The 22,558-nt window shown below is 35.2% G+C and carries 24 protein-coding genes; 4 read left to right on the top strand and 20 right to left on the bottom strand.

Going from position 1 to position 22,558, the window contains the following annotated elements; genetic code table 11:
• Nucleotides 1-132: 132 nt before the first annotated feature.
• From P6940_RS01565 to P6940_RS01605, 9 genes are all read right to left on the bottom strand, one after another.
• A complete protein-coding gene (locus P6940_RS01565) occupies nt 133-792 on the bottom strand; it encodes a precorrin-8X methylmutase (RefSeq protein ID WP_028256870.1) in 660 nt (219 codons plus the stop codon).
• A complete protein-coding gene (cobK, locus tag P6940_RS01570; protein ID WP_277288403.1) occupies nt 770-1,558 on the bottom strand; it encodes a precorrin-6A reductase in 789 nt (262 codons plus the stop codon). Before cobK ends, P6940_RS01565 begins: the two co-directional genes overlap by 23 nt.
• Nucleotides 1,555-2,244, bottom strand: coding sequence for a precorrin-3B C(17)-methyltransferase (gene cobJ / locus P6940_RS01575; protein ID WP_028256872.1), 690 nt, complete (start codon nt 2,242-2,244; stop codon nt 1,555-1,557). The genes cobK and cobJ overlap by 4 nt, the downstream gene beginning before the upstream one ends.
• A complete protein-coding gene (locus P6940_RS01580) occupies nt 2,241-3,395 on the bottom strand; it encodes a cobalt-precorrin 5A hydrolase (protein WP_277292983.1) in 1,155 nt (384 codons plus the stop codon). Before P6940_RS01580 ends, cobJ begins: the two co-directional genes overlap by 4 nt.
• On the bottom strand, nt 3,395-4,156 hold the full coding sequence (cobM, locus tag P6940_RS01585) for a precorrin-4 C(11)-methyltransferase (protein WP_028256873.1): 762 nt from the start codon (nt 4,154-4,156) through the stop codon (nt 3,395-3,397). Before cobM ends, P6940_RS01580 begins: the two co-directional genes overlap by 1 nt.
• 1 nt (nt 4,157) lies before the next feature.
• Entirely contained in the window at nt 4,158-4,745 is a 588-nt protein-coding gene (cbiT, locus tag P6940_RS01590; RefSeq protein WP_028256874.1) for a precorrin-6Y C5,15-methyltransferase (decarboxylating) subunit CbiT, read from the bottom strand.
• Nucleotides 4,742-5,368: a precorrin-6y C5,15-methyltransferase (decarboxylating) subunit CbiE gene (cbiE, locus tag P6940_RS01595; protein ID WP_277292984.1), complete on the bottom strand. Its 627-nt coding sequence runs from the start codon at nt 5,366-5,368 to the stop codon at nt 4,742-4,744. Before cbiE ends, cbiT begins: the two co-directional genes overlap by 4 nt.
• Nucleotides 5,344-6,477, bottom strand: coding sequence for a cobalt-precorrin-5B (C(1))-methyltransferase CbiD (cbiD, locus tag P6940_RS01600; RefSeq protein ID WP_028256876.1), 1,134 nt, complete (start codon nt 6,475-6,477; stop codon nt 5,344-5,346). Before cbiD ends, cbiE begins: the two co-directional genes overlap by 25 nt.
• 225 nt (nt 6,478-6,702) lie before the next feature.
• Nucleotides 6,703-7,197 (bottom strand): YajQ family cyclic di-GMP-binding protein, encoded by a 495-nt coding sequence (locus tag P6940_RS01605; RefSeq protein ID WP_028256877.1) that lies wholly within the window; start codon nt 7,195-7,197, stop codon nt 6,703-6,705.
• A gap of 389 nt (nt 7,198-7,586) precedes the next feature.
• Here P6940_RS01605 and P6940_RS01610 point away from each other — a divergent pair, with 389 nt between their 5' ends.
• From P6940_RS01610 to P6940_RS01620, 3 genes are all read left to right on the top strand, one after another.
• A complete protein-coding gene (locus P6940_RS01610; RefSeq protein WP_277292985.1) occupies nt 7,587-8,462 on the top strand; it encodes an RluA family pseudouridine synthase in 876 nt (291 codons plus the stop codon).
• A 197-nt stretch (nt 8,463-8,659) separates the two neighbouring features.
• Nucleotides 8,660-9,592, top strand: coding sequence for a class II fructose-1,6-bisphosphate aldolase (gene fba, locus P6940_RS01615; protein ID WP_028256879.1), 933 nt, complete (start codon nt 8,660-8,662; stop codon nt 9,590-9,592).
• A 169-nt stretch (nt 9,593-9,761) separates the two neighbouring features.
• Nucleotides 9,762-11,318, top strand: coding sequence for a putative polysaccharide biosynthesis protein (locus P6940_RS01620; protein ID WP_277293054.1), 1,557 nt, complete (start codon nt 9,762-9,764; stop codon nt 11,316-11,318).
• 124 nt (nt 11,319-11,442) lie between these two features.
• Here the strand turns inward: P6940_RS01620 and P6940_RS01625 are convergent, their stop codons facing one another.
• From P6940_RS01625 to P6940_RS01635, 3 genes are all read right to left on the bottom strand, one after another.
• Entirely contained in the window at nt 11,443-11,853 is a 411-nt protein-coding gene (locus P6940_RS01625) for a hypothetical protein (protein ID WP_277292986.1), read from the bottom strand.
• A gap of 72 nt (nt 11,854-11,925) precedes the next feature.
• Nucleotides 11,926-13,686 carry an N-6 DNA methylase gene (locus P6940_RS01630; protein WP_277292987.1) on the bottom strand — a complete coding sequence of 587 codons (1,761 nt, stop codon included), beginning with the start codon at nt 13,684-13,686 and terminating at the stop codon, nt 11,926-11,928.
• Nucleotides 13,687-13,862: 176 nt separating this feature from the next.
• Nucleotides 13,863-14,642, bottom strand: coding sequence for a basic amino acid ABC transporter substrate-binding protein (locus tag P6940_RS01635; RefSeq protein WP_414625597.1), 780 nt, complete (start codon nt 14,640-14,642; stop codon nt 13,863-13,865).
• 156 nt (nt 14,643-14,798) lie between these two features.
• On the opposite strand from P6940_RS01635, the gene P6940_RS01640 reads away from it, so the two are divergent.
• Nucleotides 14,799-16,001: an amidohydrolase gene (locus P6940_RS01640; protein WP_277292988.1), complete on the top strand. Its 1,203-nt coding sequence runs from the start codon at nt 14,799-14,801 to the stop codon at nt 15,999-16,001.
• A gap of 271 nt (nt 16,002-16,272) precedes the next feature.
• Here P6940_RS01640 and P6940_RS01645 read toward each other — a convergent pair whose 3' ends face one another.
• The 8 genes from P6940_RS01645 to P6940_RS01680 form a co-directional block, all read right to left on the bottom strand.
• Nucleotides 16,273-17,958, bottom strand: a complete 1,686-nt coding sequence (locus P6940_RS01645) for a glycoside hydrolase family 2 TIM barrel-domain containing protein (protein ID WP_277292989.1) — start codon at nt 17,956-17,958, stop codon at nt 16,273-16,275.
• Nucleotides 17,959-18,412: 454 nt separating this feature from the next.
• Entirely contained in the window at nt 18,413-18,985 is a 573-nt protein-coding gene (folE, locus tag P6940_RS01650; protein WP_197049759.1) for a GTP cyclohydrolase I FolE, read from the bottom strand.
• A gap of 13 nt (nt 18,986-18,998) precedes the next feature.
• Nucleotides 18,999-19,823: a radical SAM protein gene (locus P6940_RS01655; protein ID WP_277292990.1), complete on the bottom strand. Its 825-nt coding sequence runs from the start codon at nt 19,821-19,823 to the stop codon at nt 18,999-19,001.
• Entirely contained in the window at nt 19,820-20,197 is a 378-nt protein-coding gene (queD, locus tag P6940_RS01660) for a 6-carboxytetrahydropterin synthase QueD (protein WP_052076806.1), read from the bottom strand. The genes P6940_RS01655 and queD overlap by 4 nt, the downstream gene beginning before the upstream one ends.
• A gap of 266 nt (nt 20,198-20,463) precedes the next feature.
• On the bottom strand, nt 20,464-20,814 hold the full coding sequence (gene rplT / locus P6940_RS01665; protein ID WP_028256888.1) for a 50S ribosomal protein L20: 351 nt from the start codon (nt 20,812-20,814) through the stop codon (nt 20,464-20,466).
• Nucleotides 20,815-20,871: 57 nt separating this feature from the next.
• Nucleotides 20,872-21,069, bottom strand: coding sequence for a 50S ribosomal protein L35 (gene rpmI / locus P6940_RS01670; protein ID WP_028256889.1), 198 nt, complete (start codon nt 21,067-21,069; stop codon nt 20,872-20,874).
• 18 nt (nt 21,070-21,087) lie between these two features.
• A complete protein-coding gene (gene infC, locus P6940_RS01675; RefSeq protein ID WP_038113270.1) occupies nt 21,088-21,588 on the bottom strand; it encodes a translation initiation factor IF-3 in 501 nt (166 codons plus the stop codon).
• A 322-nt stretch (nt 21,589-21,910) separates the two neighbouring features.
• Nucleotides 21,911-22,348, bottom strand: coding sequence for a HutP family protein (locus P6940_RS01680; protein ID WP_028256891.1), 438 nt, complete (start codon nt 22,346-22,348; stop codon nt 21,911-21,913).
• Between the last annotated feature and the right edge of the window lie 210 nt (nt 22,349-22,558).

Consider the following 22,558-nt stretch of genomic DNA (forward strand, 5'->3'; position numbering starts at 1 on the left):
AAAATGATAATACGTTACTAGTCACTTCCACAGTAAAGCATAGTACTATTAATGTACAATTATTCTATTACGATTCTATCAATAGCTATACCTTACTATGATCCATATCTCACCTTATACACATTGAGAATATTATTTTTTGCCTTGTACAAATAACATATCATCTCTTTTGACACCTGTATAAAGCAATGCGTTTATAACAGACGCAGCAATAGGACTACCACCTTTATTGCCTTTCACTGTAATGTATGGAACAGGTGATACTTCCATTAAATAATCCTTTGATTCAGCAGCGCCTACAAATCCAACAGGAATTCCTACAATCAATGCAGGCTTAATATTTTCTTCTAAGGCAAGACGCAATACTTCATACAACGCTGTTGGTGCGTTACCAATAGCCACTACTTGACCGTCCAATTGTTTTCCAAATGTACGCATAGCCGCAATCGAACGAGTTACGCCTAATTCCTTAGCCATAGCCGCTACTTTTTCATCTTTAATCAGACAATGTACTTCGTTACCGTGAATTTTTAGTGCTGGTTTACTAATACCTGTGCGAACCATCTCTACATCGGTGAAAATATCCGCCCCATTTTGTAACGCTTCAATACCTTTTTGAACCGCATTAGGACTAGTACGAACTAAATTAGCATAATCCACATCCCCAGATGCATGAATAGTGCGAGAGTATACTCTGATTTCATCATCTGTTAAATTTAAATCTTTTACATACGGATAAATTAATTCCATACTCTTATCTTCAATTGCTTTAGGATTTTTTACGTAATCCATCGATTTGTTCCTCCCATATATCAAAAAATTCTTCAATAGAATTTGCGATTGGACCATCAATTGCAATCGCCGGTCTATCAATGACAATAACATGTACACCTAGATCAATAGCTGCCTGTAATTTAGTATCTGCGCCCCCTACAAGCCCAGAATTTTTCATAATAACTACATCAGCTTTTGTATCAGCAAACATAACTTTATTCATATCATAACTAAAAGGGCCTTGCATAGCTATAATAAATTTAGGACTCACACCTAACTCTTCCATAATGCCTAACACTTCTGCCGTTGGTAACACTCGAGTCCATACAGATTTATCTTGTAATGCAGGTGCTTGGGCAAAGACTTTCATAGTCTTACTACCAGTAGTTAAATAAATACGCTCCCCTAAGCTACCAGCTAATTGAGCTGCTTCTGCTTCATTAGCTACATGATGCAGTTTATCGTAATTAGGTAATGGTACCTCTTGACGTTCAAATCGAACAAAAGGAATGTGCATCTCTTTAGCTGCCTCTTGTGCTGTAGCAGTCACAATAGCTGCATAGGGATGACTAGCGTCAACTAATACATCAATCTGCTTGTCTTTGATCATTTGACACATCGCTGCTTTATCAAGCCTACCCGTATATACTTCAATACCTTCATGCTGTGACAGCTTAGCACCATAAGTACTGACTACAGATACAAGAACATTTTCTTGTATTGTTTCTTGAATTCTTACGGCTAAAGTACGTCCATCCAATGTGCCTGCAATAACCCAAATCATAATTTATATCCTCTAGGTGTGATCATGCGTCCATTTTCAACATATGTATTACTATTGCCAATAATAACTAGTGTTTGCATGTCAACTTCTTCTTTTGTAAAGTTTTCTAAATCAGAAATAACCATATGTTGACCTGCACGACCTGCTTTTTGCACAATGCCTACTGGAGTCTTAGGATCTCTATGTTGTAACACCAACTCTCTAACTTCATCTAAATGAGTAATTCTTTTTTTACTTCTTGGGTTATATAAAGCAATAACCATATCTCCTTCTGCACAAAGGGAAGCACGTTTTTTTATCAAATCCCATGGTGTCATCAAATCACTTAAACTGATGACAGCAAAATCATGCATTAATGGAGCCCCTAATACAGATGCTGCCACATTAACAGCGCTCAATCCAGGAATGATTTCAACAGTAGGGCGCTTTTCTACATCTATTTTGTTAGCTAATTCAATAACTAATCCTGCCATTCCATAAATACCAGAATCTCCACTTGATACAACAACTACTTCATGCCCTTCTACCGCTAAATCTACAGCTTGTTGACACCGATCTACTTCTTGCATCATCGCAGTACCTACAGTTTTTTTATTGCCAATCAAATCTTTAATTAACTCTAAGTATGTTAAATATCCTACTACTCGATCAGCCGCTAAAATCGCTTCTCGTGCTTGCGGTGTCATAAATTCTTCATTGCCTGGTCCAATGCCGATAACTTTAATTCTACCTGTGCAATGGCTACCGTTGTTTTGGGATATATTGTTTTCTTTTGTATTAATGTCTGGCTTTGCGCCATTAATAATGCTGTTGTCTCGCATACGTTTCCTACTCCTATAGTCTTTTTAACAAAATCAGATGTTGATATATTAGAATTTTCTACAATAGATGCTATTTCTTCTTGTGTAAAAAATGTAATGGGCCAATGTAATTCATTGACGGCCTCTAATAGCCCCTCTTCATCAGCTTTAACAATAACTGATGCTGCACTCATTACACTTTTATATGATCTCCCTATATTCTTTAATGAATTTTGAATAGCCTCCATAATTAATATTTTAGAAGTATTGCGCCTACAACCAATACCGATTGTCATGGTAGGAGGACGCAATACTAATGCATGAGTGCTTATATTATGTGGTAAATTAAGCAATTGATCTGTTACAATTACACAAGGTCCCTCTTCTTTATTGATTTCTTTGGATGTACCATTAACTATTGATACCAATGTAACGGGAATTACTAACTGTGATTCACCCAATATTTTTCTCGTAAACTCTTGAATAAAAGAACTATATTCTCCTGCTAGAACTAATGAATTATCAATATAGTACGAAACACTCTGTTTTTCTACAATCGCCGCATTCACTCGTTTTAACACAGAAAAATCATCGACTCGAAAATGTAGTTTTCTCGCAATAACATCGGGTGCTGGATATCCATTCACATCAGTAGCTGTTGTAATAATAGGCTCTGCATTGACTCCTAAAGCAATCTCTGATGCCCATTCATTAGCTCCACCCAAATGTCCTGATAGCAGGCTAATCGCATAATGTCCAGCTTCATCCATAACCACAATGGCTGGATCAAGAGACTTATGCTTAATAAACGGAGCAATCATTCTTACTACAATGCCGGTAGCCATAATGCAAAGAATGCGATCGTAATTCAGAAATAAGTCTTCCATCAACGGTTTCATCGTTGAAAATAAATAGGCCTTTTTACCGCTTATTTTTCCATCCTTTTCATAGCAATCTGCGTCAGGGATGACTTCTGCTTTAATACGTTGTCCTAATAAAGCCGCCTTCTTAGTTACAGAAATAATTGCTGTCTTCATTACTCTTTAGCACTCCGATACATATGACTAAATCCCTTGTCATATAATTTGGATAACTCATAATCACTATCTAGCACATGACTAACTACAATCATTGCCTGTCGTATAACACCTTCATTTTGTACAATATCACAAATAGTCTCTAAAGTACCACGAATGATGCGTTGATCTGGCCATGAAGCTTTTACAACAATAGCTACTGGTGTTGTTTTATCATAACCACCTTCAATCAGCTGCTCTACTACCTTATCCATCATTTGTACACTCAAAAAGATACACATAGTAGCCTCATGAGATGCTAACATAGATAACTTTTCTTTAGGAGGCATCGGTGTACGACCCTCCATACGAGTAATAATAACTGTTTGCGATACATTAGGTAATGTATATTCTTGTCGTAACGCAGCAGCTGTTGCTAAAAATGAACTAACTCCAGGAATCACTTCATAAGAAATATCTAATTCTTGTAAACGATCCATTTGTTCTTGAATAGCTCCGTAAATTGCTGGATCTCCTGTATGCAAGCGAACGACTTGTTTATGATTAGCCACGGCGGTCTTTATTACTTCAATTACTTCATCAAGATTCATTGTGGCACTATTATAAATTTCGCACTCCACTTTACAAGCTTTTAAAATTTCAGGATTCACAAGTGATCCAGCATAAATAACAACATCAGCTTCTGACACGACGCGATACCCTTTACGAGTAATTAACTCTGGATCTCCAGGGCCAGCTCCGACAATATGTACTTGTGCCATATTATTTCTCCTCTTTTCTTTTAATCGCAGTAACAATAAAAATAGGGCTTAATGGATTCATTAAATGATAAGGTCCTGCTTTACGATACCGATTAACTTGAACTTGAAATCCTTCATACGTAAATGGACGACCTTTTAACTCTTTTAAAATAGCAGCACCTGTTTCCATAGTCACTGCAGTAACTACTAATCTGCCATCTATTTTTAAAAGTCGTTGTGCTTCATCCACAATGCCACTTAAATTACCTGCACTACCACCAATAATAACCGCATCTAAGGTCGGTAAATTTTCCATACCTTCAGGTGCTTTTGACTCAATAATCGTCAAATTTTTTACATTAAATTTTTCTGCATTTTGCCGAATTAAATCCGTTGCTTTCTCAAAGCGTTCAATCGCATATACATGTCCTTTTGAGGCACCTAATGCCGCTTCAATGGAAATAGAGCCAGTCCCTGCGCCTACATCAAGAATAATACTATCTTCATCTACACGCGCTTCATTCATGACAATCATACGAATTTCTTTTTTCGTCATTGGTACTTCACCACGAATAAATTCGTCATCGTCTATACCAAAAAAATGTCTCATCCCATCACCACCAATACAGAATGACAAAAACCTTCTAAGTGAATCATCTCTTCTAGCGTTCTACGCTCAATATGTTCATCTTCATAACTCAATCTTTCACAGGCGGCCGCTTTCGTAGTAGGAGGCCACCCCAATTCAATTAAATATGCTGCAATCTTAGCAGGATTATATTCATTGTCCGTTAAGAAGCCCATTTTTTTCCCTTTGTGATATGCTAACTTTTCTACTGCTGGCACTCTTCCATGGAAGCTCATTAAATCTACATCTTGCCAAACTTCATGCAATCTTGCAAAAGCAAATGTCATAGAACTTAATCCTGGTATCACCTCCATAGGCACATGAGGGAATTTCTTTTTCAAATACGGCAACAAACTATAGTAGCCTGTATCACCGCTTACCATGACAGTCACATCATGATATAGTAACTGCTCTTCTATAAATGCTGTCAACTCTCCTAACTTACCTGTAATCGGATACGTTACTTGTTGTTCTGTAGAAAAATCAGCTAATGCTCGTGCACTACCTACTAAGATAGTTGCACGACGAATGATGTCTAATCCTTTTGGCACCACATAATCAGGATTACCAGGTCCAATGCCTACGACATACAAGGTATGTTCCATCGTTCTTCTTCTCCTATTTCTTTTGCACGCTTGTCAACGGCTAATATTTCACCTTTTAATGTAGCTATAATAATGCCTACCTTTGCTTCATTCGCGATATATCTTTCAGATCGCATAGAGGCTCGCTCCGCAATGCGTTGATACACATTAGTTAAACCAGCTTCCTCTAAAATAGGCATAGCTGCTTCTGTTGTTTGACAGGCAAATAATTTTTGTGCCACTTCTGTTGAAGCCCCTTCTAATGCAGCATAAGCAACTAAACTCTCCATGCGACCATCGCTCATGCGATTATGCGTATGAAAACTACCACTAGCTAATTTAATTAGCTTACCTACATGTCCAATAATTACAATTTGCTTAAATCCAATTTCTACGCACTTTTCTAACATAAACCCAATAAAATTACTAGTTTCTGCCAATTGATTTTTTTCTAGCCCCAATACATTACAAGCAATGTCTTCTCCAATACGTCCTGGCGTTAGAATCGCAGTTTTACAACCATTGGCTTTCATTACCTGTAACTGTGGTACTAAGGAATTCTTAAATCCTTCTTCACTCATTGGTTTAACAATGCCCGTAGTACCAATAATAGAAATGCCACCTTCAATTCCCAATGTATGATTGAGAGTTTTCTTAGCTAGTCGTTCTCCATCTGGTACACTAACTGTAACTTGCACACCAATCCCCTTAGGGCCTAACGCAAAATCCTCAAATACAATTTTCATCATGCGCCTTGGTCCAGGATTAATAGCAGGTTCTCCTTTAGGGGTAGATAGACCATCTTTTGTAACAGTTCCTACGCCAAATCCAGCAGCAAAAGTAAGCTCTCCGCTAGTATTTAACTCAATAGCAGTTACTATATCTGTGCCATGAGTTACATCTGGATCATCCCCCGCATCTTTCATGATTGTAACCTGTGCCGATGTATCAGACAAGATGGTAATGCTCTTTACAGGCACTTGAATATGCTGACCTTGTGGATTTTCAATGATAACTTTTTCTGCTTGTTTATGATCTAATAATGCCAACAAGCCTGCCTTCATGCCTGCTGTGGCACAAGATCCAGTTGTATAGCCACCCTTCATCTCTTCTGGTTTTAATTGAGCCATGGTTCCTCCTTTTCAGATGGTATCAGCTATTTATATAATTAGTAATAGCCCAAATTAATTCACTAGTATAACTATATGGTCCTAGTCAATTGAAAAGGTATCGAGTATATTGCAACTAGTCAACATCTCAATATAAGCATGTATAATCGAAAACTTATAATAGACTAATGAGTTACCAATTATGCGTTAATGGTCATAATAGAGTGCCTTACATCACTCCATATATTACGAGCGGAAATTAACAAATTGCAATTCTACTGGTACATCCAAGTCTTTTAACATTTGAATAACAGATTGCAAGTCATCTTTATCTTTACCAGACACACGCACCTGATCTTCCTGAATCGACGCATTGACTTTTAATTTCATGCCTTTAATAGCCTTAACAACATCTTTGGCGTTCTCTTTAGAAATACCTTTTTTGATAGTAATAATTTGTCGTACTGTACCACCTGATGCTGATTCCACTTTTCCATACTCTAGGTTTTTTAGTGACACATTCCTCTTCACCATTTTTCCTTTTAATACATCAATGACAGCACTTAATTTATAATCATCATCTGCTATAATTTTAAGACTGTCACCATCTAGTGTAATTTCACATTTACTACCACGAAAGTCATACCGTGTACCAATTTCCTTTTGTGCTTGATTAACTGCATTAGTCACTTCTTGCATATCCACTTCAGATACTACATCAAACGAACAGTCTTTAGCCATATATGTAAACCTCCTAAAATTATAATCTATAACTATTTTATTTTACCATATATTCATCTATTTCGTCCCTTTATTTTCTATAAATATTTAAATTTTTATATATAGTTTTCTCCACATAACAATATGTATACTTATGCTTAATCATATCCATCCTGTCTAGCATATAGTATAATAAATTCATACTATTATTTTTATGATACATTGCATCAATCTATTGTAAAAATAAGGCCCTAGAAAATTTTCTAGAATAAAATAAATACATCGCAAATTTGCATCATACTCATAGCGGTAACTTATTACATATAACTCATTTTTAGTAAGTTCATACAACTATAGTACCTAGTATTACATATAAACTATCTCAAAAAATTTAAATAACAGGATTTCTTATGCAGCCATTATTAACAATACCTATCAACAAAAATATTCACTCCATTTCGATTAATCACGCTATTAAAAAAGCACATATTTCTCAAGCTATGCGACGTAAGCTTAAAAATCAAGGCACATTTCTATGCAACCAAGTTCCCTGTAACTGGAACACTCTGTTACAGGGAGGAGATATATTATCCGTGTTTTTAGAAGAGAGACAATCCTTTTCTCCCTATGAATTCCCCCTCTCTATTGTCTATGAAGATGACTACATCATAGTAGTGGATAAGCCTTATAATTTATTAGTGCATCCCACTTCTACAGAAAGATTACATACCCTTGCAAATGCTGTGACTTACTATTATCAACAAACAAATCAACACTCTTCTTTCCATCCAGTACATCGGCTCGATAAAAATACATCTGGTCTTATTATCATTGCTAAATCTGCCATCGTACAACATGCTTTCACTAAACAACATACCCCGATTTATAAGGTATACCAAGCCATTATAGAGGGGAGTTTGCCCATAGCATTAGGCACCTTACATTGGCCTATAGGAAGATGTACTGGTAGTATCATTGAACGAATTTGTACGAGTAATGGCAAATTAGCTCATACTGATATTCAAGTAATACGTCGCTATGCGCAGTATACTCATATACAATGCATTTTACACACAGGGAGAACACATCAAATCCGTGTGCATTTAGCTCAATTAGGCTATCCTTTACTAGGTGATGATATATATGGTGGTTCCTTACGTTATCTCTCACGCCATGCTTTACATGCTATAGGGCTGCAATTCGTCCACCCCATGACAAAAAGAGAGGTAATACTATCTTCTCCACTACCTTCGGATATGAAAGCACTATTGATTCCCCCCCAATAACAACTATCATCTACACTCAGTAGATCAAAAATGCCTTATCACACATGACAACGTCCCTCTAAAAAAGTATTAATTCGTTCTTTTAATGAATTACCTATAGCACTTTATCTAAGTTCTTGCTATACTTAATTTGATATATGCACTTATTTCAATTACTATCATCACACAAATGTGTGTGTAGCTAAGGAGGAATACTAATGCCATTAGTAACAACAACAGAAATGTTCGAAAAAGCCTATAAAGGCGGTTATGCGATTGGTGCTTTCAATGTAAATAATATGGAAATCGTACAAGGCATTGTAGATGCGGGCAAAGCAGAACAATCTCCATTAATTCTTCAAGTATCTGCTGGTGCAAGAAAATATGCTAAACATATTTATCTTGTAAAATTAGTAGAAGCAGCTTTACAAGATAGTGAAGATTTACCAATTGCCTTACATCTTGATCATGGAGATTCCTTTCAGATTTGTAAAGACTGTATTGATGGTGGTTTCACATCTGTCATGTATGATGGATCTCATTTAGATTTCGAAGAAAATATTAAAATAACAAAACAAGTTGTAGACTATGCTCACGCTCATGGTGTTGTAGTAGAAGCTGAATTAGGACGTCTTGCTGGTGTAGAAGACGACGTGAATGTCAGTGATAAGGATGCACGTTTTACAGACCCTGATCAAGCGGTTGAATTTGTAGAACGAACTGGTGTTGACTCCTTAGCCATTGCCATTGGTACAAGTCATGGTGCCTATAAATTTAAAGGTGATCCATATTTAGACTTTGACCGATTAGAAAAAATTGGCAATTTGTTACCAAACTTCCCTATTGTACTACATGGTGCCTCTTCTGTATTACCTGAATTTGTAAAAAAATGTAACGAATTCGGTGGCAATATTCCAGGTGCTCAAGGTGTTCCAGAAGAAATGTTGCGTAAAGCTGCTACAATGGCTGTCTGCAAAATTAATATTGATACTGATCTACGCTTAGCCATGACTGCATCTGTTCGTGAATTTTTACAAAAAAATCCTTCCGAATTTGATCCGCGTAAATATCTTGGTCCAGCTCGTAGCGCTATTCAAGGCATGGTACAACATAAAATTAAAGATGTACTAGGTTCTTCTCATAAAATCTAATGCTACCATCTGTTTCAGAAAAGACGGTGACTCTCATAAGATTCACCGTCTTTTATATTGAGTAAACTTCCTCATATATGCTACAATTGATAATTGAAGTATATACATTTATGCGTAATGTGCATTATATAATAGTATCCATATCGATAATGATATGGTAGGAGTGATTATGGTCAATCGATTTTTAAAAGGAACTTTTATCCTGACTATTGCAGGTTTTGTCGTTAAAGCTATTGGCAGTATTAATTGGATTTTACTGTCTCGCATTTTAGGTGGTGAAGGCATTGGTATTTATCAAATGGCTTTTCCCATTTATCTACTTGCCTTGCAAGTATCAAGTGCTGGTATCCCCATTGCTATCTCCATTATAACTGCTGAAAAACTAGCTCTCAACGACTATAAAGGGGCCTCTCGCGTTTTCAAATTATCTTTTAATTTGTTATTTATTACAGGCTTACTTTTTAGCGTGCTTACCTTTTTCGGTGCCGATTGGTTTATTGCAAGTGGGTACATTCGTGAAGCTAGAGCCTATTATTCAATCATCGCTTTAGCACCTGCCATTTTTTTCGTCACTCTCATCTCTTGTTTTAGAGGTTATTTACAAGGGTGGCAACTAATGACACCAACAGCTATCAGTCAAATTATAGAACAACTCTTACGAGTTGTCATTATGCTGGTAGCCGCTGCTATTTTACTACCTTATGGTCTAGATAAAGCGGCCGGTGGTGCTAGTATGGGTGCTGGTATTGGTGCATTTGGTGCCTTACTTGTTCTTCTTTACTATTACTGGAAATTACCTAAAGCACCGTCTCAAGGAGAACTCTATCAAGGTGTACAGGAAACCTCAAGTTCAATTTTATCCCGTTTAATCAGATTAGCTATTCCAATTTCTTTGGCAAGCATTATGCTGCCATTAGTAGCTAACTTAGATTTATTTATCGTACCCCGTCAATTAGAAGTAGCAGGCTATTCCACTGCGCAAGCTACAGAGCTATTTGGTTACTTAACAGGTATGGCTGTACCACTCATTAATCTTGCAACGATTATTACAGCTGCATTAGCCACAAGTATTGTTCCTGCTATCTCTAATTTAGTAGCCAAGAAAGATGGGCAAGGCATATTTTATCGTACTGCTGGAGCAATGCGTATGACATTTTTAGCCACTGTGCCTTTTAGTATTATGTTATTTGTACTGGCTAAACCTGTGGTTACATTAATTTATAATGCACCTCGCGCCGAAGAGGCAACACAAATCTTAGCGATTGCTATTTTCTTTTTAGGACTACATCAAGTAACAACTGCCATTTTACAAGGCCTTGGAAAACCTACATTACCAGTTATCAATATGGCACTTGCTTGTATTGTAAAAGTTATATTAAATTGGAATTTAACTGCCATTCCTTGGTTAGGTATTGCAGGTGCTTCCTATGCTACTGTAGCAGATATTGCATTTGCAGCTATTTTAAATCTATTTTATATAAAAAAATATACAGGATATTTCCTAGACATATCCATCCTTTGGAAAAATGTGGTAAGTGCCACCATTATGGGGGGCATTATGTATCTATCATACCATGCATTAGAGCCAACAATGCCTATGGTATTTAACTTTCTATTAATCGGTATAGAAGGCGGTGCTTCCTATATCGTAATTATGATACTAGTGAAAGGCCTTAATAAACACGATGGTGCCAGAATGCCATTACTAGGAAGGTTCTTTCAGTAAATAAAAACTATCCTTAAGCAAAGCTTCTTTATTAGAAATTTTGTCTAAGGATAGTTTTATTATTTCTACTTACAGTTACAAGACTCTATATATTTCCACACTCTTTCTAAATAACTGCATGTTACTATTTCTTCTTTTCAATGATATCATTAGAACAATGCATCACTCTATGCTTACTATAATGCCAACCACGACGATCATCATATGCATCCGGTGAATCCACTTTAAAGCATTCAAAAAGTTCCATTTGAACAGCTAAGGAAAGTTGTTTCTCATTTCTAAGCGATTTGCACCGAGATGAACCTCTACTAGTAGTTACGCCACTACTAGAATGCCGTCGTCTAGTAATTCCCAATTCTTTTCTAATCAATCTCACTTGTTCTTCTATTTTACGTCTCATACGATCACAAGGTGTAACACCATTATAATAACCATAAATCTGCTCATAAATCAAACCCGTTTTTTTACAAAATGTTTCTAAATCTAGGGTTGTGCTTTCAATAAGTTCTGGTATCGATTTTCTCGTATTAATCATGCCGCACTCCTCATATAATATATGAATTCAAGTATCAATCTTTCAAATACGTGTAAGAAGAATGTATTTCAACTATTTTATAAGTTTTTTTATTGTATCCTCTACAAATCGTTCTTTATCCTTTCTTAATAACTTTAATCGTTTCAACAAATTATCTTCTTCTTCACATTTTTCTAAATAGGACTTCACAAATTGTTCTTCTTCATTCTTAGAAAGAATTGGAATTTGAATTCCCGATAAATCACTAATACTGATAGTTTTAATCGTATTTCCTTTTACAATTTTATCTAACGCTCTTTGCCCCACACTACTATTTAAGTAGCTCATAAGATATATAGGATTAATTCTGTCCTCACTACTTACAATCATATATAAATTACCATTACAAAGAATGTCTTTCTTTTCCATATCGCGCACCATTGCTGCTTTAAAAGGTGCTAATTTGCTCATAATAATTGCATTCTTACCAATCGTAGGGCTCTTATAATCCAAATCCTCTTTTAATGATGCCACAGTATCTAAATCGATAAATTCACTCACTATATCCTTAGGTGTAATATATCTGATAGAAGTATTTGTCTCACTTATCATTTGATCTAATTCATTCGCTCGTAATAAACTACCACGACTAATTTTACAAGCTTTACCTAACTCTATAGCAGGAGAAGAAAACTCCATACCTTTCCCATAACGACTAGGCGTAAAAATATACTCCTGGTCTTCGATAGCAGGAATCGAAATAGTCAATGACTTATCATTACTAAAATATAACTTTTTAATATCCTCTATATTATCTTCTAATAATGTATTTTGTCGTCTACCTTTTGTAAAGATATCGGTGGCATCAATCATTTTTACCGTTTTATTCCCCTCTGAAAATATAAGTATCGCCATAGGAGTTAGATTATTATATAGTAAATTAGGTGGTAATTGAATAACCGCTTGTAGCAACCCTTTTGTAACAATCCCTTTTCTTAATATAGATTGTGCTACATTATCTAGTGCACTCATAGGAAGAAGGGCCACTAGTAATTCATCATTACTATTTATACTACTCAATCTACTAAGAACAGTCCCCCATATACCACGCCCTAAAGCCTTTTCTAAATCGTTTACATCAAAACCATGATATATACTACAAGGTGTACTAACTAAATTATTTTCTTCTATAAAAGAATTCCTATTTCTACTCATATCTATATCGCTTTTTTTCCCTTTTTTTAAAGGATACATAATACGTATAGTGCCACACTTGGCTTCTTCTAGTTCTTCTACCTCTTTTTTATAATAATATGTAATGATACTATCTAATACGCCATCCTTTAAACGTACCAACATTTCCTCTTCTTCACTAGCTACGTACACTCTGAATTCTTTTGCATAACCTTCTAAAGCCGCATAGACAAAAAAGAACGAATTACTGCCAGTCCATATATTGCCATTTTTTTGTTTTCTATCAATTAGCGTATCTATTAATTGATATACTGACATTGATACATTAGATCGCAACAAATCAGAAAATAATATATAGGCAGCCAATTCACATGTAGACAACTCTAGAAGTTCATCTGAAATATGACCATATCTACATAAGGTATCTTTAATCAATGTATCTAATTGCACATGGCGGTCCATCATGTCACTTTCAAAAATACTCTGTCTTCCTTGTCCTTTTATTTTATTCATATAGGCAAACATAACAATAATAATTTGCTCAATATCTCTCCTTGGCGCACGAGGTCTCATAGTAATCTTTTTATTAATTCTAAAAATAATATCTTGTATTGCTCCCTCTGATAATCCCTGTAATTCTAATGCCAATTGCTTATTCATACTAGCCAACTCCTTTTCATAAATACATCTTTTGGTTTTTTTTAACCACTTTATGTCATTATAATACATCAACATGTTTTTTGTGTCAATGGTTTTTTTTAACCATTTTTATTTATTTTAAAAAAAATGGCTATACACACATATGCATAGCCATCTTATAAGTATATAAAAATAGATTATTTAATAGGGCCGAACCATTTTTCATAAATTTTTTGATACGTACCATCTTCTTTAAGTTCTTTTAAAGCTTTATTAATTTGTTGAAGTAATTCTTTATCATCTTTGCGAACACCCATAGCAATGCCTGGAGAATCAGTTGGTTGTCCTGTTAATTTTAAGTCTTTACTTGCCCCTTGTGCGAGATAATATTTAGCTACTGCTGTATCTAATATAGCCGCATCAACTGTACCCGCTTGTAATTCCATGAACATTTGAGAATTTCCATCTACTTCTTTCACAGTTGTACCAGGAATTTTATGTGCCATTTCAACAGGAACAGTACCAATTTGTACAACAATACGTTTATTAGCTAATGAGTCAAAATCTTTGATATCCGTATTGTCCTTTCGAGTGATAATACTAAATCCCCCATCATCATAATAAGAATCTGAGAAATTGATTGCTTTTTCACGTTCTGGTGTTGGATTCATACCAGATGCAATAACATCGATATCTTTTGATTGTAAGGCTGGCACTAACGCATCAAAGCCCATGCTCTTAAATTGGTATTTATATCCCATTTTTTCAGCAAGTGCCTTTGTTAGATCCATGTCAAATCCTACATATTGATCATTTTCAGAAAACTCAAATGGAGGAAATGTGGTTTCAGCACCAAATGTTAAGACTTTCTCCTTTGATTCTTCATTACCACAACCAGCAAACAAGCCAACAGCCAAAATTCCTACTGTTGCCACTAAGGCTAGTTTTTTTACTGTTTTGCTCATACAATTAAACATAACTAACTCCTTTCACACTTCTATACGAATTATAAATGTATATCTATTTGATAATTATACATCACTAGTATATAATTATCAATATAAAATTAAAATTAATTAATTTTCACTGCATATATATACATAATATACATTTCAAGACAAGGAGAATGTGATATGAATCAATTACAACAGATATTTATCAAGGAAATTAATAAGCATATATCCACTGCGGAACATGTAAATCATCAATTGGCTACACATCCTGAGTTATCTGGGCAAGAATATGAATCATCAAAATTATTATGTACTATCTGCGAATCTGCTAGTATGAATGTGGAACGTGATTTTATTGGCTTGCCTACGGCATTCCGTGCGAATGTAGTACGTGCTAATAATCCGCAAGGTAAATTAGCCATTTTATGCGAATACGATGCTTTACCAGATATTGGGCACGGGTGCGGACATTGTGCAAGTGGTAGTATGAGCCTATTAGCTGCATTAACATTGCACGAAATGTACAATACTAGTTCTATGGCTAACTCATCTACAATGGATATCGACCTCATTGGGACTCCTGATGAAGAAGCTACTGGTTGCAAAGTTGATATGGTTAAGGCTGGTATTTTTAACGACTATGACTATGCTATTATGGTTCACCTCGATGGAATCGAATCACGAGCTAAGGCTCAATTTTTAGCTCTTGATAATTTTAGAGTTCGCTATCACGGTAAAACAGCTCATGCCGCTTCTAACCCTTGGGATGGTGTAAATGCATTAAATAGTGTGCAACTAGCCTTAACAGCAATCGACATGTTGCGTCAACAGGTGCGCCCTGAAACACGTATCGGCAGTTGGATTATTACTGGTGGAAAAGCGGCCAATGTCATACCTGACTTTGCTGAATTTGAATGTTGCATTCGTCATACAGACAGACAATATCTTAATACAGTTACTGAAAAAGTAAAGAAGATCTTTGAGGCCGCCGCTATGGCAACTGGTACAACGGTAGACTATACATTTTATGGTAATCCTTACGATAATATGAACATAAATCAAAATGGTATTACTCTTCTTGAAGATATTATGACGCAACTGAACATCGACTTTAACCCTAATCCCCCTACAGAATTAGGCAGTTCTGATATTGGATCTGTTAGCTTTCAGTGTCCCGCCTTCCATCCATACTTACGATTGGCTGGCACAGATAAAGTGTGTCACACTATTGAATTTGCTAATGCTATGTTAGAACCTACCATCACAAAAACTATTCAGGAAGGAGCAATGATTATCGGTGTATCATTATTAGAATTAATGAGTCATCCTCAAAAACTAAGAGCTATAAAAGAAGAATTTTATCACTCTATAAATAATCTATAATACGCTAATATAATAACTACATTCTCTAACAATAAAAAATAGTAACATGGTACAATCACTGGTAGTCACTATACTAGACTATCACGATACAACACCATGTTACTATTTTTTATATACGTTTATGCACTATTTATATCATCACACTATAACTATACATAGATATAAGAATAGATGAAACGCAACCACTTATGACTCACCTTAGATTAAATCTTCCTTATCTATTTTCAATCATGCCCTATGTCATACACACTATTATACAGGACTCTATTGACTATATTGTATGTTTCCAACGTCGTCGAATAATTGCTGGATGTGTAATTTGCAAAGAATCCATTAATTCGCCTACTACATTATGCCGTTGTTCAAGCACTTCATAGGCTTGCAATAAATATTGCTCATTAATATCAATTCGTTCGGCTACACTAAAATAATTTTTTACATCTCTATGATTATATTCTGCTAAACGCACTATAAGCGGCATAGTAGGATATTGTTCTTGCCACTCATGTAAGCCTTGACTTAAATCATCTGCTAACGCTTCTGGTCCTGCAAATTCTCCATGGACCCACTGGCTAATAATTAAAAAATTATTATACGCAATACAGCTTTTACATATATCATTAACTGGTAAATTAACAGTCATCCCTAATGGTCGGTATTGACGGTCTAAGGTCTTAGCATATGCATATACTTCATTAAAATAGCGCTCATCGTCATCAACTAAAATACCTGGTTCATAGAATAAACTCCAACCAATAACGGAAGAGTGGTTTTTGTCTCGATTCATAATTGCTTTTACAATATTTAAATGACTTTGCATTACTCGAATCTTGACATCTGCTTGTGAATAATAGGATCCTTTATCATCAAAGTCAGCTACATTTTTAATTCCCATACCCGCAGCGGATATTTCATCAATCACTAATAATCCCATTTGATCAGCTAAGGTAATGATATACTCGGGCAATGTATAGCCACCGCTAAAAATACAATTACCTCCTAATTCTAATAGACGAATTAATTCCCGTCTCGCCATAATAGGACTTGCAGTCATAGCGTCTACATGGCGCCCATCAACGCGTACACCTCGCAATATAACCTGTTTGCCATTAATACACCAAGTTTGATTATCTATTTCAATGGTGCGAATCCCTATAGGAAGGGAATACGTATCATGATGCTTTCCCAATCGACTAACATCAAAATCAAGTCGATATAAATACCCATCACCAATATCCCATAAATGCGGTGTATGAATAAGTAACCGTCCATTGCCCCCTACGCTAGTAGCAACCACACGACCTTCTCGATCCCGCAAAATGGCTGTTACTAAACAATTGCCTTTAATTTTTACCATGTAATGAATAACGGCTTCTTCTGGAGTTACTTTTTCTATATGATAGTCTACATCAGTAATCCGGTTTTGAGGCACTGTACACAAATGCACAGAAGCATATAGACCCGTAGGCACTGGATAATCCGAATGATTTACATTTACTTTTCGTCCATCTGCCCCTACACGCACATGCCCTGTTGGTAAATCATAAGGAGTAATACCGTTACTAATCTGTATAACAATTTTATTTTCTTCCCCATAACGAATTTGCCGGGTTATATCAATAGCAAATGGTATAAATACACCTTCATGACGACCAGCTACCGATCCATTTACATATATTTCTGCTCGACGTCCTACGCCTTCAAAATGCAAATATACAGTTTCTCCTAACCATTCTTTTGGTATAAACATAGTACGTTCATACCACATGGTGCCACTAAAAGAACGCTCTGTAGGCTTGATAAAACTATCTTGTATGTCAGCTGGTACATTAACTACAGTTCGTTTTGGTATTCCTGCTTCCCAACCAATTTGATTTTCATCGAACGCAAAATACCATGATCCATCTAATGGAATACTATGTCGAAATTCGTTATCTATAGGATATAATAACTCCATAAGACGCCTCCTCTAATTATTACCATGTTCTCATCTATAAGTATATATGATACATCTACCATAATACAACTATAGTTTTATCCCTTATTATAAGGATTATGTATTCTATACTATAACTATACAACATATGTAAAGACTATATAGTATCAATCTATCTAAATATCTGCCAATACCATATGCTATCCTATATTTATACTGTACTGCTCTATTAAATCGATAGTACACAAAAGTTATCAGTTAAAAATAAATCTACCTTATTATTCTCGTCTGTCCTATTGCATAGGTAACTTAGAATCAATACACTAGTATTTGGTGTGTAAATCTGTTTATTAACTACCGCGTAGGTAGCTTAGAAAACACAACGCCCCTATCAGCGTCGAGATAACTACGTTAACTACCGCATAGGTAGCTTAAAAATACATATATTAATTTGACTTCTTCTTGTGCAGGTTAACTACCCCATAGTTAGTAAAGAGTAAAACTCTTGTCTAAGAGGAATATCCGTCTCAAAAATTCCTCCTAAGGAAGCCGTTTTAGTAATAGTTCCAGGCTTTCTAATACCTCGGGATGTCATACATGCATGTTCTCCACGAATAACGACGATAATATCTTTTGTATCTAATACTTCCTCTAAAATCTCTCTAATATCATCACCAATTCGTTCTTGTAGTTGTAGCCTCTTACCTACCAAATCAGCAATTCTAGCCACTTTTGATAAGCCAATCACTTTATTATTAGGAATATATCCTACACTAACGTCCATATTATACATAAGTGCTAAATGGTGTTCACAATAACTAAATATAGGAATATGTGTAACAGTGACTAAACTCCCCGTTTTAACTTCTTCAAATACTTTTCCAAACTTTTCCGCAATCTCATGATTAGAATAACGAATACCTTCAAATACTTCTTGATACATACGAGCCACACGGTCTGGTGTTTCTAATAATCCTGGCCGATTAGGATTTTCTCCCAATTCAATTAATAATTCTCGTATTAATGCTGCCACGCGTTCTTCATTAATTTCTTGTTTCATATTATACCCCTCTCGCATTAGGGTCCCAAATAAATTTATGCATCTGCAATTGCATCCGAACACACTCTAAGTGATGCATCATGATAAAATCAACAATACGTGCAGGTTCAATCACACCATATATAGGACTAACAAATATTTCTAATCCATCAATAGTTGGTAACAGTTCCGTCACCACTTGTTTCATTTTCCATAAATCTTCATCAGTACCTACTACAAATTTAATGACATCTCCTGACTGTAAATAATTAAAATTCTCTAAAAGCATCGCATGATTCATTGCACTTGATGGTGATTTATAATCAAGAGTATAGATAATATGGCCTTTATAATGCGCTAGATTAGACATATCACGCTTGTTATTATGTTTTTTAGGGAGTATATAACTATTGCTATCAGTAATTTCCCTATTCTCGATTTTCTCCTCTAATTTTTTTTGGCTAGCGTGAGAGAATGCATATTCTTTTTTATTAAAATTTGTAGTATCTCGCAATTTCTCAAATGGCAACAATGAAACAGCTCCGTTTGTTTCTATATTAATTTCATAGCCAAGAGTAATTAATTCTTCTAGTAGAGGGTATACTTCTTCCTTATGTAATAATGGCTCTCCACCAGTTAATGTAATACGTCTATAGCCTAGTTGATTAACCATAGCTATTATATCAGAAATCGACATGTTGCGATAATCGTTACCTTCCACAGCGTACATGGTATCACAATAGGAACACCGAAGGTTACAATCAAACAAGCGAATAAAGGTAACAGGATATCCACTACGAATACCTTCACCATCAATAGATGTAAAAATTTCATTAACCTTTATCATAATTGCCCCATATAGACTTCAATAGGTAGTCCAGGTTGTACATAACAGGCTTCATTACCTTCCGTTTCTTGCACAACGGCTTTATAGCAACTAGGGATGGTATCCACTATCCATTTTGCCATATTTTCTGCCGTTGGATTAAGTCCATCCTTAAATGGCACAATATCATTAATAATATGATGATCAAATACATCATGAATTTCTTTTTTTATATGTGTGAAATCAATGACCATACCATCTTTATTTAATTCTTCTGCGTAACAATACACCGTAATAATCCAATTATGCCCATGTAAATTTTCACATTTGCTTTGATATGAGAGATGTAATTGATGTGCTGCAGATATTTCCATTCTCTTTGAAATAAAATACATAAATTTTTCATCCTTATAACATTTATTTTTTATTCGTAACTAGTGGTGATAGGAAATTATTTCATCATATTCCTATATAATTACTCACTCTCTAAAATCATACTATATAGCTACATAAAAATATATGTGTTAACTATAGAAATTACTTATAGAGATTCATCAAAGTCTAATACAGAAAACTTTGTATCCACCATAAACTACATATATTATATATACTACAAAAAAAGACTATAGTATATAATACTACAGTCTTTCATAACTATCTACTATGCATTTTTAGCGATTTCAACTAATTTAGCAAATGCAACTGCATCATTAACAGCCAAATCAGCCAACATTTTACGGTTAACTTCCACGCCAGCTTTAGTTAACCCAGCAATAAAGCGACTATAGCTTAAACCATTACTACGGGAAGCAGCATTAATACGAGCAATCCATAATCTACGGAATTCGCCTTTCTTAGCACGACGGTCACGACGAGCATAGAATAATGCTTTCATTACTGTTTCATTAGCTTTTTTAAATAAACGGCTACGAGTACCGCGATATCCTTTCGCTAATTTTAAGATTTTTTTATGACGAGCATGGGCTGTAACGCCTACTTTAATCCTAGCCATTATACATTTCCTCCAATATTACTATCTAATATTTACAATTTACTACTTATAGAACGATTAAGCGTAAGGTAACATTTTAACTACACGTTTATAATCAGATTTACTTACTAATGTTGCTTTACGCAAATTACGTTTACGAGCTGGAGATTTTTTTTCTAAAATATGGCTTTTAAACGCTTTCGCACGCTTAAATTCACCAGTACCTGTTGCTACAAAACGTTTAGCCGCTGCACGACGAGTTTTAATTTTTGGCATAATATAAATCCTCCTCAATTATCCTTTTTTTGCTAAAATCATAGTCATATTTCGACCCTCAAGCTTAGCTGCTTTTTCAACAACTGCTTGCTCTTTGAGTTCATCAGAGAAGCGGGTTAAAACGTTAAGACCTAATTCCGGATGGCTTAATTCACGGCCACGGAACATAATTGTGACTTTTACTTTATTGCCTTCCCCTAAAAATTTAGAAGCATTTTTCATTTTAACATAAAAGTCATGATCTTCAATATGTGGACGAAGTTTTACTTCTTTTAAAGTAATAACTTTTTGTTTCTTTTTGGCTTCTTTTTCTCGTTTTTGCTGTTCATATCGATATTTGCCAAAGTTCATAATTCGACAAACAGGTGGTTTTGCATTAGGAGAAATTTCAACTAAATCTAATTGTTGTTCTTCTGCTAATACTAACGCATCACGAGAACTCATAATGCCAATTTGTTCATTATCGGCACTTAACACACGAATTTCACGAGCACGAATTTCTTCGTTAATACGTGGCATATCTTTGCTAATAAGGTTCACCCCCAAATAAAAATAACGGACAGCATAATATGCCATCCGTGTAGTATTGCTATATATAACCCTATATTTCATGACATAAGGTGAGAAGCGGATGGCCTCTTCTTCATAAAGCTTACTAAATAATAATATACTATTTACGTACTAATGTCAACAATTATATACTGCACTAAAACAAACATACAACGATTGTATTAGTATCACTAACAAGCACCTACTAAAACATATAATTATCCCATTTATAATTGTATACTATTTCTACCATTATTATCTAATCTATTAGTGATTCTTACAGTTCCGTATATTATAAATGGCTTGTTTCTTCCTGTGCTGGCATAGAGCGATGAGCCATAGCTACTGCAATTTCATTAAGGTGCAAAATTCCAACGCCCATATAAATAGCAACACTCAAATGTTCTCTACAACGAGCTATACCAATTTTGCCTCCCACATTGAGTCCTGTCGCTTTCCGTTTAAGTTGTTCTAATGCTTCTTGTGTAGCTCCAATAACAGCTCCTTCTCCAATATGATTGGTTGCTACCACACCTTGTCTCTGTGCAGCAATAACGGCGTGTTCAATGATTTTAGGAATCGATGGAATGAATTGCCCGCCAAAATCAACTGCTACAGAACGAATATCAGCCGTCTCTAACTCTTTTCGCAATATTTGCTCATCCATTCTAGTTTCTGATAGCGCCAAGCGCAACGCAGCTCGCCCCACAGTTAAACTTGTTTGCTCCATATAGTACCTCACACTTTTTACTCAATAATAGAATACTTTTATTATAACAAAATATAGTGAATATACAACTTCAATTTATTATACCCAATCTACTAATTCAAAAAAATCTTCCTAATAATCTTATGATTAACATTATCAATAGCTATAAAATAAGCCTGTCATTAATCGTTATAGTAATGACAGGCCTATGTATTAAATATTTATGAGTAA

The organism is Veillonella montpellierensis (genome assembly GCF_947090115.1).
Classification (GTDB): domain Bacteria; phylum Bacillota; class Negativicutes; order Veillonellales; family Veillonellaceae; genus Veillonella; species Veillonella montpellierensis.

Excerpts from the sequence above, each read along its gene's own strand:
- P6940_RS01565 (WP_028256870.1), bottom strand. The coding sequence starts at position 792 with ATGGATTACGTAAAAAATCCTAAAGCAATTGAAGATAAGAGTATGGAA.
- cobK (WP_277288403.1), bottom strand. The coding sequence starts at position 1,558 with ATGATTTGGGTTATTGCAGGCACATTGGATGGACGTACTTTAGCCGTA.
- cobJ (WP_028256872.1), bottom strand. The coding sequence starts at position 2,244 with ATGACACCGCAAGCACGAGAAGCGATTTTAGCGGCTGATCGAGTAGTA.
- P6940_RS01580 (WP_277292983.1), bottom strand. The coding sequence starts at position 3,395 with ATGAAGACAGCAATTATTTCTGTAACTAAGAAGGCGGCTTTATTAGGA.
- cobM (WP_028256873.1), bottom strand. The coding sequence starts at position 4,156 with ATGGCACAAGTACATATTGTCGGAGCTGGCCCTGGAGATCCAGAGTTA.
- cbiT (WP_028256874.1), bottom strand. The coding sequence starts at position 4,745 with ATGAGACATTTTTTTGGTATAGACGATGACGAATTTATTCGTGGTGAA.
- cbiE (WP_277292984.1), bottom strand. The coding sequence starts at position 5,368 with ATGGAACATACCTTGTATGTCGTAGGCATTGGACCTGGTAATCCTGAT.
- cbiD (WP_028256876.1), bottom strand. The coding sequence starts at position 6,477 with ATGGCTCAATTAAAACCAGAAGAGATGAAGGGTGGCTATACAACTGGA.
- P6940_RS01605 (WP_028256877.1), bottom strand. The coding sequence starts at position 7,197 with ATGGCTAAAGACTGTTCGTTTGATGTAGTATCTGAAGTGGATATGCAA.
- P6940_RS01610 (WP_277292985.1), top strand. The coding sequence starts at position 7,587 with ATGCAGCCATTATTAACAATACCTATCAACAAAAATATTCACTCCATT.
- fba (WP_028256879.1), top strand. The coding sequence starts at position 8,660 with ATGCCATTAGTAACAACAACAGAAATGTTCGAAAAAGCCTATAAAGGC.
- P6940_RS01620 (WP_277293054.1), top strand. The coding sequence starts at position 9,762 with ATGGTCAATCGATTTTTAAAAGGAACTTTTATCCTGACTATTGCAGGT.
- P6940_RS01625 (WP_277292986.1), bottom strand. The coding sequence starts at position 11,853 with ATGATTAATACGAGAAAATCGATACCAGAACTTATTGAAAGCACAACC.
- P6940_RS01630 (WP_277292987.1), bottom strand. The coding sequence starts at position 13,686 with ATGAATAAGCAATTGGCATTAGAATTACAGGGATTATCAGAGGGAGCA.
- P6940_RS01635 (WP_414625597.1), bottom strand. The coding sequence starts at position 14,642 with ATGTTTAATTGTATGAGCAAAACAGTAAAAAAACTAGCCTTAGTGGCA.
- P6940_RS01640 (WP_277292988.1), top strand. The coding sequence starts at position 14,799 with ATGAATCAATTACAACAGATATTTATCAAGGAAATTAATAAGCATATA.
- P6940_RS01645 (WP_277292989.1), bottom strand. The coding sequence starts at position 17,958 with ATGGAGTTATTATATCCTATAGATAACGAATTTCGACATAGTATTCCA.
- P6940_RS01655 (WP_277292990.1), bottom strand. The coding sequence starts at position 19,823 with ATGATAAAGGTTAATGAAATTTTTACATCTATTGATGGTGAAGGTATT.
- queD (WP_052076806.1), bottom strand. The coding sequence starts at position 20,197 with ATGTATTTTATTTCAAAGAGAATGGAAATATCTGCAGCACATCAATTA.
- rplT (WP_028256888.1), bottom strand. The coding sequence starts at position 20,814 with ATGGCTAGGATTAAAGTAGGCGTTACAGCCCATGCTCGTCATAAAAAA.
- rpmI (WP_028256889.1), bottom strand. The coding sequence starts at position 21,069 with ATGCCAAAAATTAAAACTCGTCGTGCAGCGGCTAAACGTTTTGTAGCA.
- infC (WP_038113270.1), bottom strand. The coding sequence starts at position 21,588 with ATGCCACGTATTAACGAAGAAATTCGTGCTCGTGAAATTCGTGTGTTA.
- P6940_RS01680 (WP_028256891.1), bottom strand. The coding sequence starts at position 22,348 with ATGGAGCAAACAAGTTTAACTGTGGGGCGAGCTGCGTTGCGCTTGGCG.